The organism is Bacillus cereus group sp. BfR-BA-01441 (assembly GCF_022663075.1).
Lineage (GTDB): Bacteria > Bacillota > Bacilli > Bacillales > Bacillaceae_G > Bacillus_A > Bacillus_A cereus.
Map to the genome: position 1 here is coordinate 1 of NZ_JAKUEU010000021.1, position 17,008 is coordinate 17,008.

Here is a 17,008-nt window from a genome sequence, read left to right on the forward strand (position 1 = left end):
AACTACTTATTTTTACAATCAATGGCATCATCATTATGCTCTTACCACAATTGGGCCCTATTATATTAGAAAAGGTTTCAACGTATAATCAAGTTGGATTCTTTGGTGCTGCATCTAAAATACCTGCTGTACTATATCAAATACCTGGGGTAATTGCAGCGGCCTTTTATCCAAGGCTTTTTGCTTTTGGTAATGAGAAAAATATTGAAGAACATAGAAAATTATCAAGTTTTGAATTAAAACTTATGTCTTTTTTAGGAATGGGAATTTCTATCCCCTTTATTGCGGATCCAAGTTTCTGGATTGTTAGTTTATTAGGAGAAGAATACGCTCCCGCCGGTGACGCTCTTGCTATTCTAGCGTTTATGGTTATTTTACAATCAATTAACTATCCACTAGCCGATAATTTAACAACGATTGGCCAGCAATGGAAACGTGCAACAACAATGACTATTGGATTAGTTGTTGCCATCATAGGTTATATTGTATTAGGTAGTAAATATGGAATGATGGGAGCAGCTGCCGCAGCTATCCTTACCGAAATTACACTATTAATCGGATTTACCCTCTTTATTCGTAAAGGCATGCAATTATTAGTTAAAGGAGTTATATTTAATTCCTTAGCCTTTATTATTAGTTACGGTATATACCGAATTGCATTAATCAACTTACCGCCACTAATTGCTTTAACTCTTACTGGTATACTATACGGTATAATTGGAATTGGAATTGATCCTCAAATACGTGGATTTGTTTTAGGGTTTATAAAACAAAAGCTCATTCGCAAACATGCTTAAAAGCAAAAAGCTTTTCCTATTTAAAAATGGAAAAGCTTTTTGCTTTTTTTATATACCATCATTTTTCTTCAGTAAAAAAATGCTATATATTCCAGCTCAAATTGACTTACTTTCTGAAAATGCCTTATACTAAATTACATGTAAACTATGAACTTCAACGCTTGTAAAAATATATATGCTTCAACAAAAATATATATTTTCTCATGTTAAAACTAAAGAACACACCTTTAAAAATTGGTGTGTTTTTATATGCTACCTAAAAACTAGTTGTTACATGTAACGACTTTCAAAGGAGGATTATCAATTTTTATGAGCATAAAGCCGAATAATAAATTCTTTTCCAAGAAAACAATGATAATTATGCCAATATTATTATTGTGCGCTTTTGCTTTTCATTATTTCTTTTTAACATCTAATCAAGCCTTTTCTGGTACAGGGGATGCGTTACGTCAATTTGGCTTTTTTACGTTTCTTCTACAACATGCCTTTAAAGATGGCAACCTTTTTTGGTCTTTTGATTATGGATTAGGTGGAGATTTATTTGGAGAGTTTAGTTATTATTACAGCACATCACCGTTTTTCTGGATTACACTGTTACTACCTAAACTAAGTCTTGAGCAAGTATATGACGTGAAATTATACATGAGTATTTTAAAAAACTTTTTAGCTATGGTATTCATGTATGGTTCTTTACGTTACCATAATAAAACAGCATTCTCATCTTTTGTTGCTGCTATTATATATGGTGGCTGTATTACTTTCATCCGCCACTCTTTACTATGGGATTTCATGGCTGATGCCATTGTATTTTTACCATTAGTAATATGGGGACTTGATAAATATATTATTGAAAAGAAGCACGGCCTTTTCCTAATCGCTGCTACTTTAATGTTAGCATCAAACTTTTATTTTGCTTTTATCACAAGTATTTTCATATTTATTTATGCATTATTCCAATACTTTGCGACACAACAAAATAAAACGATTGTCTCTTTTCTAACTTATTATATTAGAATCGGTTTATTGTACGGATTATCACTCGGTTTAGCCGCCGTTTGCTTCCTCCCATCAGTTAATGCCGTATTTAGCGCTGATCGACTATCAAAAAAGTTTGAGATACCATTATTATTTGAAGATAAATTTTATAAAGATTTAATGGAAAATATTTTCTTCATGTATAATGCTGAAAATCATCAATTAGCTTTACCAGCTTTAATTTTATTCTTAATCGTATTTGGAATGTTTATACGTGATAAACTCGTAAAGAATAAAGTATTCTTTACGTTATTCATGTTCATTCTGTTTATGCTTCCATATACATATTCTATGTTTAATGGTTTTTCAGCAATGCAATCTAGATGGTTTTATTTATTTGTATTTGTAATTGCCCAAACAATTGCATACATTCTAGATTGGATGATTATTCATAAGAAAGACTACAAATTACCTTATTTAATAAGTTTATTAGTGTCTATTGGATTATTCATTTATGCATTTTATAGAAAGGCAAATATAAATGTAACTGATAAACCTTTACAAGACGTTGATAACATTTTACTCGGAACTGTCGTTCTTTCTGTTATTACAGTATGTTTATGGCGTTATATTTCTAAACCTTTCATACAATTTTTAGTTGTATTGAACGTACTCGTTAGCACAATTTCTATGAATTATATGTATGCGAATAATATACTTAGCACAGTTTACGGACAGAGCCAGATTTCAACTGAAAAGTTACACGAACCAGGCTATGATAATCAAGAAGAAATTGCTGCAATTCGCTACATACAAGAAAATGATAAAGACTTTTATCGTATTCTTAATCCATATAGCGAATATAACACACCAATGCTACAAGGATATCATGGCGTAAGTACGTATCAAAGCTTGGTTAATTATTATGTCCATGACTTTATGAAAAATAAATATGGCGTATTCCAAATGTACGATACACCTTCAATGTTTTATCAAGCTGATAGTCGACTACTACTCGAAAATATGCTAGGTATAAAATATCGCGTATTAAGTGCTGATACAGATTCAAAGAATGTACCTTATGGATATAAACTATTACAGCAAGTAGGACCATATAATATTTACAAAAATGACTATGCTTTACCGTTAGGATATGTATATGATTCGGCTATAAGTGAAGAAGAATTTTCTAAATTAAACTTCGCTCAGCGTGATCAATTATTATTACATGCTGTTGTCGTTAATAATACAAAAGAATTTTCATTAAACCATTTTAATAAACAAGACCTTAAATCAAAGGCAGTATCTATTAAAACGGAAAAAGCAAAATTCGAAAACATGGAAAAACAAGAAAATAAACTAATTGTTCATGGCTTTGGAAATATGATTGTACCTATCAATTATCCTGATACACCTGGTGATCTACTGATAGAATTAAAATTAAAAAATGCAGGCACATTCAATGCAACTGTTAATGGAAAAACGATAGGAAAAGGGGACGATGCTGGTGCATACTCTTATCCGTTAGAAAGGTTTGTTTACAATTTGGGCAATGAGCGTCCAGAAAACCTAACTATCTCTATTGATATGGCAGGTGAGTATGAATTAGGTGACTTGCAAGCAAATATTGTAAACTATGAAAGTATACAAAAAGAAACAAAAAAACTAACTGAAAATAGGCTTGAAAATATTTATTATAAGAACAATTATTTAAAAGGGGATATCAAATCAAATAAAGACGGGCTCTTATATCTATCTGTCCCATATAGTAAAGGCTGGACTATAAAAATTGATGGGAAAGAAACAGAATTTACGAAAGCGAATTCTGCCTTTATCGGTGTTCCAATTACAAAAGGTTCACATGTAATCGAAATGACTTACGTTACACCTTACTTCAAATTAGGTATGACTATATCAATCATCTCACTAATTATCTGTATAGCTTTACTAATTTTCAAAAATCCAAAAGCACGACGAAAATTTTCTTTTAAAAAGCAATAATGAGCACTTAATGAATCATGAAGCTATCTATTTAGATAGCTTCCTAAAATAATATCTAAATATTATTTTAATCCACTACAAACAAGGAGTGTCAAACATGACCCTTTCAATAGTTGTACCATGCTACAATGAAGAAAAGGTGCTTCGTGCCTTTTATTCAGAGACTTCTCTTGAAATTCATAAATTAACTACCGATTATGAATTTGTTTTTGTTAATGATGGTAGTAAAGATGATACATTAAATATTTTACGTGATTTAGCTAGTGTAGATTCATCGGTACACTATATATCATTTAGTCGAAACTTCGGAAAAGAAGCTGCAATGTTAGCTGGTTTAAAATATGCTACAGGCGATGCAATTGTTATTATGGATGCTGACTTACAACACCCTCCTACGTTAATAAAAGAATTGTTAGAAGGATATAACGAAGGCTACGACCAAGTCATTGCAAAAAGAACAAGAACTGGTGATTCACCTGTTCGCTCTTTCGTCTCTCGTCTTTACTATAAGGTGATGAATAAGTTTGTAGATATTGAATTAGTAGATGGTATTGGTGACTTTAGACTTTTAAGTCGAAGAGCAGTGGATTCTTTAGTGTCTTTAAGTGAATACAACCGATTTTCAAAGGGTTTATTCTCTTGGATTGGTTATAACGAATTAATCATTGAATATGAAAATGTATTACGTTCTGATGGAGAAAGTAAATGGACCTTCTCGAAATTATTAAATTACGGAATTGATGGTGTAATTTCATTCAATAATAAACCGTTACGTCTATCTATATATCTCGGATTACTAACAACCATTTTAGGACTTTTATACGTAATCACTACGTTCGTTCAAATCATCCTTGGTGGTGTGGAAGTTCCTGGTTACTTTACTCTCATTTCCGCTATACTATTTATTGGCGGTATTCAACTCATATTCCTAGGTGTGATTGGTGAATATATCGGTCGTATTTATTATGAAACAAAACGTAGACCGCATTTTATTGTAGCTGAAAAGAAAGTTAGTGAAGTTAAACAAAAGGCATAACCAAAAAGTTACTTCTGTAGGTAGAAGTAACTTTTTTATATACTAACATTTACAAACACTTCTTTTGAAAAAATATACATTTTGAAATGATGGCATTATATGAAAGAATTTAGTATCATGATTCAAGGTACTATTTCAAGTTGGACGGAGGATACTATGAGCTTATTAACAGTTGAAAAATTAGGACATACATTTGGCGATCGTACATTATTTAAAGATGTATCTATGCGATTATTAGCAGGTGAGCACGTTGGATTAGTTGGTGCAAACGGTGTTGGTAAATCAACATTCATGAATATCATTACTGGTCAGCTTATTCATGACCAAGGTCGCGTAGAATGGACACCGGGCACACATTACGGCTACTTAGATCAGCATACTGTTTTAACACCTGGGCGTACAATCCGTGACGTACTAGCGGATGCATTTTTACCGTTATTCGAAAAGGAAAAAGCTTTAAATGAAGTTACAGAAAAAATGGGAACTGCTACACCAGAAGAACTAGAAGAACTTCTTGAGCAAATGGCAGAAATACAAGATGCACTTGAAGCGGGTGGTTTCTACTTACTAGATATGAAAATTGAAGAGGCTGCACGTGGTCTTGGAATTGATGCAATTGGTTTAGATCGTGATGTTTCAGCATTAAGTGGTGGACAACGTACAAAGGTATTGCTTGCAAAGCTATTACTTGAACAGCCAGAAGTGTTATTGCTTGATGAACCTACTAACTATTTAGACGTTGAACATATTCATTGGTTAACAAATTATTTGAAAGAATATCCACATGCATTCTTATTAATTTCTCATGATACGGAATTTATGAACAAATGTGTTGATGTTATTTTCCATCTAGAATTCACAAAAATGACACGCTATACAGCGACATATGAAAAATTCCTAGAACTAGCAGAAATCAATAAAAATCAACATATAAACGCTTATGAAAAACAGCGCGAGTTTATCAAAAAGCAAGAAGACTTCATTGCAAAGAACAAGGCTCGTTATTCAACGACAGGTCGTGCAAAGAGTCGTCAAAAACAACTTGATCGCATGGAACTTATTGATCGCCCAGAAACAGCGATTAAACCTGAATTCTCATTTAAAGAAAGTCGCGCAAGTAGTCGCTTCGTCTTTGAAGGTGAAAATGTAGAAATCGGATATACGCATCCTCTACTACCAAAGCTATCAATGACGATTGAACGTGGTGAAAAAATTGCTATTGTTGGATGTAACGGTGTTGGTAAATCAACGTTGCTAAAAACGATCTTAGGTAAAATTAAACCTTTAAGCGGTAAAACAAGTCTTGGTGACTTCTTAGAGCCTGCATACTTTGAACAAGAAGTTAAAGCTGATAATATAACACCAATTGATGATGTATGGAATACATTCCCTGGCCTAGACCAGCATCAAATTCGTGCGATGTTAGCAAAATGCGGATTAAAAAATGAACATATTTCTCGCCCATTAAGTCAATTAAGTGGTGGAGAACAAGCAAAAGTTCGTTTATGTAAGCTAATGGGTGAGGAAAGTAACTGGCTATTATTTGATGAGCCGACAAACCATCTTGATGTTACAGCAAAAGCGGAACTTAAGAAGGCTATGAAAGCATATAAAGGAACAATTCTCCTTGTATGTCACGAACCGGACTTCTATGAAGATTGGATCACAAAAGTTTGGGATGTTGAAGAATGGTCTCAAAATAGTAAGTAGTCTTTAAGAAAAAACTCCTTGTGTAGACAAGGAGTTTTTTACTTATTTTTATTAAGAATTTTTTATATTGTAGTATCCTATAAGGCGTAATCGAAATTCTTTTAATTCCGAATACGCCTCTAAATTTGCTAACATACCTCTAATTACCGGAATTCTTGGATTAAGCAATCGTATTTCCGCCTCTAAAACATCTAATGTAACCAACAGCTCATCTTCCTCTAATTGATCAGCTAAAGTGCGCTTAAATACAATAATCTCTTTTAAAAAATGTTCTTTAACTTGTTCCTTAATAAGCTCTGATTTACAAAGGAATTCTCCAAGCTTTTCTTCATGTAAAATAGGTTCTTCCGAAGATTCTACTAAGCCATCTACTAAATTATCTACTCTTTTTAAAATAAAAGCAGCTACATACGATAAATCAATTTCTGGTGCTTGTAAAATAATTAATTCTAAATACCCACGGCATATGCCTTCTACCATAATTACTAAATCCAATAAATATGGCATAACCTTTTCACCATAAATGGACAATAAACTATTCCGATAAAATGCATGAGACTCTAACTTCATCCGCATCATAAATTCTTCTACTTCTTTATTAAACGGAATCGCATTTTCTCTCGCATGCATAATAATAAATTCTTTATGCTTTTGTATATCATTAAACTGACAATGTAATTGTTTTGCAAATTTTTCACGTGGTAATAAAGACTCTTTTTCAATATCCAGCATTTTCTTTTGGATTTTGTCATAATAATATCGAAGTGTCGCTAATAAAAGCTCATCTTTCGATTTAAAATATAAGTAAAAAGCTCCCTTAGATATACCACTAGCTGTCACAATTTCCTGCACTGATGTCGCATTTACACCCTTAGTAGCAAATAACTTCATAGCCGATTCTATAATTAAACGCTCTTTTTCTTTCATATCTTCTCTCCTAAATTTAATCTCGCATCTTATTATAAATGTATTATACCATCTCTTTTTATTGACGATTGACCGAACGGTCAGTTATATTATGTATTAGACTGACCAGTTGGTCAATATAATAAAAAGGGAGCGCAAACATGAACAAAATCATCAATTTCTCGTTAAAAAATAAGTTCGCAGTTTGGCTACTAACCATTATTGTTACTATTGCGGGGATCTACTCTGGACTCAATATGAAGCTGGAAACAATCCCTGATATTACAACACCGATTGTGACAGTAACTACGGTCTATCCTGGTGCTACACCAGAAGAAGTAGCTGATAAAGTTTCAAAGCCGATGGAAGAACAACTACAAAATTTAAGCGGTGTTAACGTTGTGAGTTCATCATCTTTTCAAAACGCATCTTCTATCCAAGTAGAATACGATTTTGATAAAAATATGGAAAAAGCAGAAACAGAAATTAAAGAAGCTCTCACAAATGTAAAACTCCCAGAAGGTGTTAAAGATCCTAAAGTTTCACGAGTAAACTTCAATGCCTTTCCAGTTATTTCGTTAAGCGTGGCAAGTAAGAATGAATCTTTAGCTACCTTAACTGAAAATGTAGAAAAAAATGTTGTACCAGGATTAAAAGGACTTGATGGTGTTGCATCTGTTCAAATTGCTGGCCAACAAGTAGATGAAGTACAGCTTGTCTTCAAGAAAGATAAAATGAAAGAACTAGGACTAAGTGAAGATACCGTAAAAAATGTGATTAAGGGATCGGATGTATCTTTACCACTTGGCTTATACACATTTAAAGACACGGAAAAATCAGTTGTTGTAGATGGCAATATTACAACGATTAAAGCGTTAAAAGAACTTAAAATCCCAGCTATACCTTCCTCACCTAACGGTCAAGGTAGTCAAAATGCTGGCGCTGGTGCACAAACGCCGCAAATGAATCCAGCTGCTATGAACGGGATTCCAACAGTTACATTAGACGAAATTGCTGACATTAAAGAAGTTGGGAAAGCAGAATCTATTTCTCGAACAAATGGAAAAGAAGCAATTGGAATTCAAATTGTGAAGGCCTCTGATGCAAATACAGTTGATGTTGTAAATGCAGTAAAAGATAAAGTAAAAGATCTTGAGAAAAAATATAAAGATTTAGAGATCATTTCAACATTCGACCAAGGTGCACCTATTGAAAAATCAGTTGAAACAATGCTGAGCAAAGCAATTTTCGGTGCTATCTTTGCGATTGTTATTATTATGCTGTTCCTACGAAATATTCGAACAACGTTAATTTCTGTCGTTTCAATACCACTTTCTTTATTAATTGCTGTTTTAGTCATAAAGCAAATGGATATTACGCTTAACATTATGACACTTGGAGCAATGACCGTTGCTATAGGCCGCGTTGTCGATGACTCAATTGTTGTTATTGAAAATATTTACCGACGTATGTCGTTATCAGAAGAGAAATTACGTGGAAAAGATTTAATTCGTGAAGCTACGAAAGAAATGTTTATCCCGATTATGTCTTCCACCATTGTAACAATTGCTGTATTTTTACCGCTTGGACTAGTAAAAGGTATGATTGGTGAAATGTTCTTACCATTCGCCTTAACTATCGTCTTTGCTTTATTAGCATCATTACTAGTAGCAGTTACAATCGTACCGATGCTAGCTCATTCCTTATTTAAGAAAGAGAGCATGAGGGAAAAAGAAGTACATCATGAAGAAAAACCAAGTAAATTAGCAAATGGGTATAAACGCATACTTGCATGGGCTTTAAATCACAAAATTATTACATCAAGTATCGCTGTCCTTCTATTAGTTGGTAGTCTTGCACTTGTACCAGTTATCGGTGTAAGTTTCTTACCTTCTGAAGAAGAAAAAATGATTATTGCAACATATAATCCTGAACCAGGTCAAACGTTAGAAGACGTTGAAAAAATTGCAACAAAAGCTGAGAAGCACTTCCAAGATAATAAAGACGTCAAAACAATTCAGTTCTCATTAGGTGGAGAGAATCCAATGAGTCCTGGTCAATCAAACCAAGCAATGTTCTTCGTGCAATATGATAACGACACGAAAAACTTTGAAAAAGAGAAAGAACAAGTCGTTAAAGATTTACAGAAGATGTCTGGCAAAGGCGAATGGAAAAACCAAGACTTCGGAGCAAGTGGCGGTAGTAACGAAATTAAACTATACGTTTATGGAGATAGCTCAGAAGACATTAAGCCTGTCGTAAAAGATATTCAAAATATCATGAAGAAAAATAAAAACTTAAAAGATATAGATTCTAGTATTGCAAAAACATATGCAGAGTACACTTTAGTCGCAGATCAAGAAAAGCTGAGTAAAATGGGCTTAACGGCTGCTCAAATTGGAATGGGACTTTCTAATCAACATGATCGCCCTGTTCTGACAACAATTAAAAAAGACGGTAAAGATATCAATGTATATGTAGAAGCTGAAAAACAAAATTATGAAACAATCGATGACTTAACAAATCGCAAAATTACAACACCACTTGGTAATGAAGTAGCTGTGAAAGATGTTATGAATGTAAAAGAAGGTGAAACATCGAATACAGTAACACACCGAGATGGACGTGTTTATGCAGAGGTTAGTGCCAAATTAACATCTGATGACGTTTCAAAAGCATCTGCTGCAGTACAAAAAGAAGTAGATAAAATGGATCTTCCTTCTGGTGTAGATGTTTCTATGGGCGGTGTTACTAAAGATATTCAAGAATCATTCAAGCAACTTGGCCTAGCGATGTTAGCTGCGATTGCCATTGTATACTTCGTTCTTGTCGTTACATTTGGTGGTGCCCTAGCACCATTCGCAATTTTATTCTCGCTACCATTTACAATTATTGGGGCTCTTGTTGCCTTATTAATCTCTGGTGAAACATTAAGTGTATCTGCAATGATTGGTGCGCTTATGTTAATCGGTATCGTTGTAACAAACGCAATCGTGCTTATCGACCGCGTTATTCATAAGGAAAATGAAGGACTATCAACACGTGAAGCTTTATTAGAAGCTGGTGCAACACGCCTTCGTCCAATTTTAATGACTGCAATTGCAACAATCGGTGCTCTTATCCCGCTTGCATTAGGATTTGAAGGTAGTGGCTTAATTTCTAAAGGACTTGGCGTAACGGTAATTGGTGGATTAACAAGTTCAACGTTATTAACACTTCTTATTGTTCCAATCGTTTATGAAGTATTAAGCAAATTTAAAAAGAAAAAAACAAAATAACAAAAAAATAACCTCGCTAACTGCGAGGTTATTTTTTATTTCCAAACAAGATTAGGAAATCGCTATAGCCTTCTTTCTCTAATTCCTCTTTTGGAATAAATCGAAGAGCTGCGGAATTAATACAGTAACGAAGGCCATTTGGTCCTGGACCATCTGGAAATACGTGCCCAAGATGTGAATCTCCTTCTTTACTTCTCACTTCTGTACGTGTCATATTATGACTCACATCCATCTTTTCTTTCACACTTGCTGACATCACTGGTTTTGTAAAACTAGGCCATCCACATCCACTATCAAATTTATCTAGAGAAGTAAACAACGGCTCACCTGAAACGATGTCTACATAAAGACCTTCCTCTTTATGGTTCCAATACTCATTTCGAAATGGTGGTTCTGTACCATTTTCCTGTGTTACATAATACTGCATCTCATTGAGTTTTTCTTTTAAATGAGCATTATCCTTTGACCAATGTTGCTTAATAAAAGCATCTCGTCCTGAGCCTTTACGATATAACTCATAGCTGAATGTGTTTTTCTTATGGTATCCTTGGTGATATTCTTCAGCTGGATAAAATGTAGCTGCTGGTAGTATTTTTGTCGCAATTGGTTTTGAAAAGCGTCCACTCTGCTCAAGCTCTTCTTTTGAGGCCTCTGCTTTTTTATGTTGTTCTTCATTATGATAAAAAATCACCGTTTCATAAGACTGTCCGCGGTCGTGGAATTGTCCACCAATATCGGTTGGATCAATTTGTCTCCAATATATATTTAACAATTCCTCATACGGCATTTTATTTGCATCAAATGTAATTTGTACTGCCTCATAATGTCCCGTCGTTTCTGAACATACTTCTTTATACGTTGGATTCTCTTTATGACCACCTGTGTAGCCAGAAACAACCTTTATAATCCCTTCCATCTCTTCAAATGGCGAAACCATACACCAGAAGCACCCTCCAGCAAATGTAGCCAATTCTACCTTTTCATTTACAGCCATTACTTCACCCCTATTCTATGTTCTGCTTACAGTATGGCATAAGAAACATCATATTATAAAAGAAAAAGCACCGAACATCGATGCTTTTTCTTTACTTCACTTTATTTTTTCCAACATCCTTCTCCATTTCATCACTTGTCACGTCTAAAACATCTAATAAGAAGATGAAGATTGGAATACCGATAATTAATCCCCATACACCTAAGAAGTGTTCTGAGAAGATTAATACCATAAATGTATAGAAAATCGGTAAATTTGTTTTTTGCGACATAAACTTCGGGTTTAATACGTAACTTTCAAGCGCATGAATCACTGTTACGATAACCAAAATATAAACAACGTACATGATACCGCCAATATTGTAAGCAATCATACAAAGTGGGAATAACGAAATGATAACCCCCGCTACTGGAATTAAGCCAAGCAAGAAAATCATTAACGCTAAACCTAATAATTGCGGGAATCCTAATATCCATAATGCGATAACTGAAAGAACACAGTTAACAACAGCAATTAAAAATTGCGCTTCGATTACCTTTCCAAATGAACGTGCAAATTTCTTTCCGAAGTACTCAATTTCAGTATAGAAAATTGCAAGCCTGCTTTCTTTAAACTTTGCAGTAAAACCGACAATACGAGATTTTTCTAATAAGAAAAACAAACTCAAAATTAAAGAAAGTAAAACTTGAAGGCCAAATTTACCAACATTCGTAATCGATTTATACAAAATGTCTACGCCTTGTCCTACATATTTAGAAAGCTCCATATGATTGACAGCATTAACTGCATACTTAATTAGTTCACTATCTGGTGGGTTTCTTAAAAATACATTGAATTGGTAAATCAGTTGTGAAATTTGTATCGTCAATACTGGTAAATATTTAAATAGCGTAATAGCAATTCCACCAATTAACATTACATATAGAAATGCTATAATAATTTTTCGATTAATAGGCATGAAATGATCTAATTTGCGTGAAATAAACTTTTGGAATCGATCCATTAAATACGTGAGAATAAACGTAATTAATATTAAATTCAACATACTTTGCAGCCCGTATAACACGAGAGCAAGTATTACTAATACGAGTAACCTCTGAAATCCTTTGCTTTGAAACAGGTTTTTTATTTGCATAATCGACGAATACTCTCTCCTGTCCTATAAACTAAAACGTTAATAAGTAGATTTCTCTCTCTTTTCTACTTTTAATTATTCATTCATATTAAGATTTTTATAAACTCATTATATGCCTACTTTAACAGGTATATAGTAGCTTACTTCTTATTTTACAATACAATGACCTAATTCAAAACGTATTCTACATAGTATTAATGAAGATTTAAGGAAACTTACATTTTTTTAAATAGGTCTTACCACTACTGTAACATAAAAAGCAAGCTATCAGTAGAAATCTGTCCTACAAATAGCTTGCTTTTCTTATTTTTTAAGTAAGTTTTACTATCCAATGAATGGCATGAACATTGGGATGACAACTACTGTTACAACCCCAACTACCGTTACAGCAATACTTGCCATCGCTGCCTCTACCTCACCCATTTCAATTCCTACTGCAACTCCTAATGCATGACCCGCTGTTCCAAGTGCTAAACCTTTTGCAATCGGATGTTTCACTCTAAATGTTTTTAAGAATAATGCTCCTAATGCGTATACGATAACTGCGTTGAAAATAACTGCAAACGATGTAATTGCTGGAATACCACCAATACTTTCTGAAATTGGTAACGCAATTGCTGTTGTTGCTGCTTGTGGTAGCATTGAATTCATTACTGCTGTATCTAAACCGATTGCTTTTGCAACAATGAACACGACAATTACTGAGCAAATAGATCCAACCACGATAGCTGATAAAATTTGCCACCAATATTTTTTCAACTTATCAACTTGTTTATATAGTGGGATAGCGAATGCAATTGTTGCTGGCTCTAAGAAGAAACTAATCATTTTTCCGCCAGTATTATATTCTTCAAAAGTAAAGTTACCTACCTTTAGAAATACAATCCCTAATACCATCGCTACGAATAATGGTGTAAATAGGAAGAACCCTTTTGAATGCTTGAATAATAATGTTCCGATTCCGTATGCGATTAATGAAACGACGATTCCGAAATATGGAGTCATTGTGCTTGCCATGTTCATTACCTCCCAACAATATATAAATACAATGGTTACGCAACCTTTCCGTGCTTGCGTCCTTTATTTACTACTTTCAATTCTTTTATATCTTCTGTTTCTTTTTCATCTTTTCCTAAAATAAATTGTGCAAATAATCCTGTTACAGCGAGTAAAATAACTGTCGCTACAACAATTACAGTTAAAATTTGTACAAAGTATTGCCCCATTACACCAAGAGAATTAATAACTGAAATACCTGATGGGACGAATAAGAATCCAATAATACCTGTTAAAGCTGTTCCGAGTGATTCAACTTGCTCCAATTTAATAACTTTTAAACATAATAGACTAAATAAAATAACTAACCCGATTACCGATGAAGGCATTGGAATTGGTAAATGTGTTGCAATAATATTAGAAATTAACATAATAGCTGAGAATATGAATGCTTGTGATAAGAAACTATATACTTTTTTCGTACTCATTTTGGCCACCTCTTTCGATTTGGTACCTTTATTGTATAGGAGATAACCGCATAAGTAAGCGTTTACATAACGGAACGTCAAATATACAGAATCAGTTACAAATATAAAAGGATGAAATACAAAAGCTGCTTCTTAAATACGAAGCAGCTTCTTGAGTTCTTTTGCATATGTACGACTAACAGGTACTTTTGATCCTTCTTTCATAATTAAATTATAAGTAGAGTTAAACCATGGCTGAACTTCAGTAATATGATTAATATTTGCAATAAAGCTACGATGAACACGCATGAAACTTACTTGCGGCAACTTCTTTTCCAAAATCACAAGTGTATCGTGTGTTACATATGTTTCCCTCATTGTTTTTACTGTCACTTTTCCGTCCACAAGTCCTACATATACAATATCTTCAATATTAACAAGTACGATTGATTCTTCAATTGGTAATGCTAACTTATGCATCTCTACTGTTACATCTGTCCCCTTTATTTCGTGCTTCGTTTCTATTTGCGATTGTTTTTGTTTTTTATACTTCTTTAATGTCTGCACAATACGCTCTTCATCAAATGGTTTTAAAATGTAGTCTAACGCATCTACTTCAAATGCTTGCAGCGCATATTGATCATAGGCAGTAGCAAATACAATTGCAGGTGGATTTTTCATCTTCTTTAATATATTGGCGATTTCAAATCCGTTATCATCGGATAATTGAATATCTAAAAACACAATATCTGGTCTACTTTGCATTAGTTCTTCTAATGCGTCTTCCACACAATCAGCCTCACCAATTATCTCAACTTCTTTCGTTCTCTCTAATAAATACTTTAGTTCATCACGTGCTAACATTTCATCGTCAACTACTAATACTTTTAACAATCTGTTCTTCCTCCCCTACTTTTTTTGGAATAACAAAAGTAATCTCTGTCCCCTCATTTAATTCACTTTCGATATGAAGCATCGTTTCTTTTCCAAATAATCCAATAAGACGTTCATTAATATTATATAAAGCTGTTCCAGTCCCTTTCTTTGACGAAACTACCATCTTTCCTAATTGTTCTAAACGTTCTTCCTCAATTCCCTGCCCATTATCTTTTACTTCAAAATGAACCATACCCTCTTTTTCAAAAACATGCACTTCCACTTCGCATACTGGTTGCTTCTTCGGAAAGGCGTGTCGCAACGCATTTTCAACCAATAGTTGAAGAACAAATGGTGGTACTAAAGTTGTCTTTAGCTCGTCCTCAATATACATCTTTACCTCATACTTATTTGGGAACCTTGCTTGTTCTAGGGATAAATATGCCTGTACATGGTTTAATTCTTGTTCTAGCGGAATCAATAACTGACGTGCTCCTTGCAAATTACATCGGAAATATACGCTAAGCTGTAATAATAACTTCCTTGCTTTTTCTACATCTGTTCGGCATAAAGCTGATACTGTATTAATCGCATTAAATAAAAAATGGGGGTTAATTTGTGCTTGTAATGCCTTTATTTCCGCATCTTGCAATAATTTACTTTGCAACTCAGCTTCACCTAATTCAAGTTGTGTAGAGAATATTTTTGCTAATCCTTCTGCTAATTCCTCTTCCACACGACTTAACTGGTTAGGATTTTTGAAATACAGTTTTAATGTCCCTATTGTATTTCCATGTGAAGTTAGTGGAATAACAATCGCCGCTTGCAAAGGGCAACCTTCATGTTGACAATTAATAACCTCACGTGATTTTGCTTTCATTATTTTCCCTGTGTGTAACACTTCTTTCGACAAACCAGTTATTAAACTATGTGACGGAATATGGTGATCTGATGCTAATCCAACATGAGCTAATATTTTCTCTGTATCTGTTAAGGATACCGCATCTGTTCCTGTAAAGCGGTGAATAATTTGTGCCACATGCTTACACGATTCTTCTGTTAAGCCTTGGCGAAAATATGGTAACGTTTTATCTGCAATACGTAATACCTTATGAGTCTGAAGTGCCTTTGCGTTCTCTTCCTGACGCAAAATAGCTTGTATCATAGAAAGTAAAATAAAACTTCCAAAACTATTTACAAGGATCATTGGTATCGCAATTGTTTTCACAATGCTCATTCCATCCTCTACAATTAATAGGATCATAATCATTTCTAAAGAAACGATAAAAACACTTAAAATCGCTGAAAACTTAGGGGTAATTGTACGGTTATATTTTTTAAAAATGTATCCGATATAACCAGTTATAACGCCTGCTAAAATTGAAGAGATTGCACAACTTAGAGCTGTCGTCCCTCCAAGCATATAACGGTGAATACCAGCAATTGATCCTACCCCAATTCCGACGATAGGACCACCAAGCAATCCACTAATTCCAACACCCATAATACGTGTATTCGCAATGGTACTCGATGATGAAACACCTTGTAACCAATTTTCATTCATAATCGTATTTCCTGCTATTTCAATCCCAGTGTAATTGCTTACAATTGTAAATACCGAAAAAATACAAATAAGCTTAAGCTTATCTACATAGCCATCCTGTTTATGAAGGAGGCGTCTGAAAGTTTTAATATGAGAGAGTAAAAATCCTAAAATAACTATAAGTCCGACTCGTTCAATCATCATGAGTACTAAATTTAGCATCTTTGATTCATTCCTTTTTATTTAGTTAGTTTTATTATGGGAAAATAATGAAGTCGGCGTCAAGAAGAACGA

At 33.8% G+C, this 17,008-nt stretch carries 12 protein-coding genes and 1 pseudogene; 5 read left to right on the forward strand and 8 right to left on the reverse strand.

What is annotated here, in order from left to right:
* The 4 genes from MR107_RS11355 to MR107_RS11370 all read left to right on the forward strand — a co-directional run.
* Nucleotides 1–797, forward strand: a 797-nt coding sequence (locus MR107_RS11355; RefSeq protein ID WP_242292380.1) for a lipopolysaccharide biosynthesis protein, incomplete at its 5' end; no start/stop codon positions are given.
* A gap of 309 nt (nucleotides 798–1,106) precedes the next feature.
* The gene (locus MR107_RS11360) at nucleotides 1,107–3,773 is read left to right on the forward strand and encodes a YfhO family protein (RefSeq protein ID WP_000023708.1); all 2,667 of its coding nucleotides are present in this window, start codon (nucleotides 1,107–1,109) and stop codon (nucleotides 3,771–3,773) included.
* Nucleotides 3,774–3,870: 97 nt separating this feature from the next.
* Nucleotides 3,871–4,809 carry a glycosyltransferase family 2 protein gene (locus tag MR107_RS11365; protein ID WP_074555721.1) on the forward strand — a complete coding sequence of 313 codons (939 nt, stop codon included), beginning with the start codon at nucleotides 3,871–3,873 and terminating at the stop codon, nucleotides 4,807–4,809.
* A gap of 156 nt (nucleotides 4,810–4,965) precedes the next feature.
* The gene (locus MR107_RS11370; RefSeq protein ID WP_000055410.1) at nucleotides 4,966–6,519 is read left to right on the forward strand and encodes an ABC-F family ATP-binding cassette domain-containing protein; all 1,554 of its coding nucleotides are present in this window, start codon (nucleotides 4,966–4,968) and stop codon (nucleotides 6,517–6,519) included.
* A 51-nt stretch (nucleotides 6,520–6,570) separates the two neighbouring features.
* Here the strand turns inward: MR107_RS11370 and MR107_RS11375 are convergent, their stop codons facing one another.
* Nucleotides 6,571–7,446, reverse strand: coding sequence for a TetR/AcrR family transcriptional regulator (locus tag MR107_RS11375; protein ID WP_242292381.1), 876 nt, complete (start codon nucleotides 7,444–7,446; stop codon nucleotides 6,571–6,573).
* Nucleotides 7,447–7,586: 140 nt separating this feature from the next.
* Between MR107_RS11375 and MR107_RS11380 the strand changes: the two genes are divergently transcribed.
* Complete coding sequence (locus tag MR107_RS11380; protein ID WP_242292382.1) at nucleotides 7,587–10,703, forward strand: efflux RND transporter permease subunit; 3,117 nt, start codon at nucleotides 7,587–7,589, stop codon at nucleotides 10,701–10,703.
* A gap of 28 nt (nucleotides 10,704–10,731) precedes the next feature.
* On the opposite strand, the gene msrB is transcribed toward MR107_RS11380, so the two are convergent.
* The 7 genes and pseudogenes from msrB to lytS all read right to left on the reverse strand — a co-directional run bounded on the left by msrB (nucleotide 10,732) and on the right by lytS (nucleotide 16,936).
* On the reverse strand, nucleotides 10,732–11,184 hold the full coding sequence (gene msrB / locus MR107_RS11385) for a peptide-methionine (R)-S-oxide reductase MsrB (protein ID WP_227754010.1): 453 nt from the start codon (nucleotides 11,182–11,184) through the stop codon (nucleotides 10,732–10,734).
* Between the two features lie 48 nt (nucleotides 11,185–11,232).
* A pseudogene (gene msrA / locus MR107_RS11390) lies at nucleotides 11,233–11,697 on the reverse strand (peptide-methionine (S)-S-oxide reductase MsrA); the annotation flags it as partial.
* A 91-nt stretch (nucleotides 11,698–11,788) separates the two neighbouring features.
* Nucleotides 11,789–12,832, reverse strand: coding sequence for an AI-2E family transporter (locus MR107_RS11395; RefSeq protein WP_001166010.1), 1,044 nt, complete (start codon nucleotides 12,830–12,832; stop codon nucleotides 11,789–11,791).
* Between the two features lie 324 nt (nucleotides 12,833–13,156).
* On the reverse strand, nucleotides 13,157–13,849 hold the full coding sequence (gene lrgB / locus MR107_RS11400; protein WP_000168869.1) for an antiholin-like protein LrgB: 693 nt from the start codon (nucleotides 13,847–13,849) through the stop codon (nucleotides 13,157–13,159).
* A 35-nt stretch (nucleotides 13,850–13,884) separates the two neighbouring features.
* Nucleotides 13,885–14,316, reverse strand: coding sequence for an antiholin-like murein hydrolase modulator LrgA (gene lrgA, locus MR107_RS11405; protein ID WP_000104900.1), 432 nt, complete (start codon nucleotides 14,314–14,316; stop codon nucleotides 13,885–13,887).
* A 132-nt stretch (nucleotides 14,317–14,448) separates the two neighbouring features.
* Nucleotides 14,449–15,189: a LytR/AlgR family response regulator transcription factor gene (locus MR107_RS11410; RefSeq protein ID WP_017657608.1), complete on the reverse strand. Its 741-nt coding sequence runs from the start codon at nucleotides 15,187–15,189 to the stop codon at nucleotides 14,449–14,451.
* The gene (gene lytS, locus MR107_RS11415; RefSeq protein WP_000933561.1) at nucleotides 15,167–16,936 is read right to left on the reverse strand and encodes a two-component system sensor histidine kinase LytS; all 1,770 of its coding nucleotides are present in this window, start codon (nucleotides 16,934–16,936) and stop codon (nucleotides 15,167–15,169) included. Before lytS ends, MR107_RS11410 begins: the two co-directional genes overlap by 23 nt.
* Between the last annotated feature and the right edge of the window lie 72 nt (nucleotides 16,937–17,008).

What these genes read in the sequence shown, in the direction of transcription:
- MR107_RS11360 (WP_000023708.1), top strand. Translation starts at nt 1,107, where the DNA reads ATGAGCATAAAGCCGAATAATAAATTCTTTTCCAAGAAAACAATGATA.
- MR107_RS11365 (WP_074555721.1), top strand. Translation starts at nt 3,871, where the DNA reads ATGACCCTTTCAATAGTTGTACCATGCTACAATGAAGAAAAGGTGCTT.
- MR107_RS11370 (WP_000055410.1), top strand. Translation starts at nt 4,966, where the DNA reads ATGAGCTTATTAACAGTTGAAAAATTAGGACATACATTTGGCGATCGT.
- MR107_RS11375 (WP_242292381.1), bottom strand. Translation starts at nt 7,446, where the DNA reads ATGAAAGAAAAAGAGCGTTTAATTATAGAATCGGCTATGAAGTTATTT.
- MR107_RS11380 (WP_242292382.1), top strand. Translation starts at nt 7,587, where the DNA reads ATGAACAAAATCATCAATTTCTCGTTAAAAAATAAGTTCGCAGTTTGG.
- MR107_RS11395 (WP_001166010.1), bottom strand. Translation starts at nt 12,832, where the DNA reads ATGCAAATAAAAAACCTGTTTCAAAGCAAAGGATTTCAGAGGTTACTC.
- lrgB (WP_000168869.1), bottom strand. Translation starts at nt 13,849, where the DNA reads ATGGCAAGCACAATGACTCCATATTTCGGAATCGTCGTTTCATTAATC.
- lrgA (WP_000104900.1), bottom strand. Translation starts at nt 14,316, where the DNA reads ATGAGTACGAAAAAAGTATATAGTTTCTTATCACAAGCATTCATATTC.
- lytS (WP_000933561.1), bottom strand. Translation starts at nt 16,936, where the DNA reads ATGCTAAATTTAGTACTCATGATGATTGAACGAGTCGGACTTATAGTT.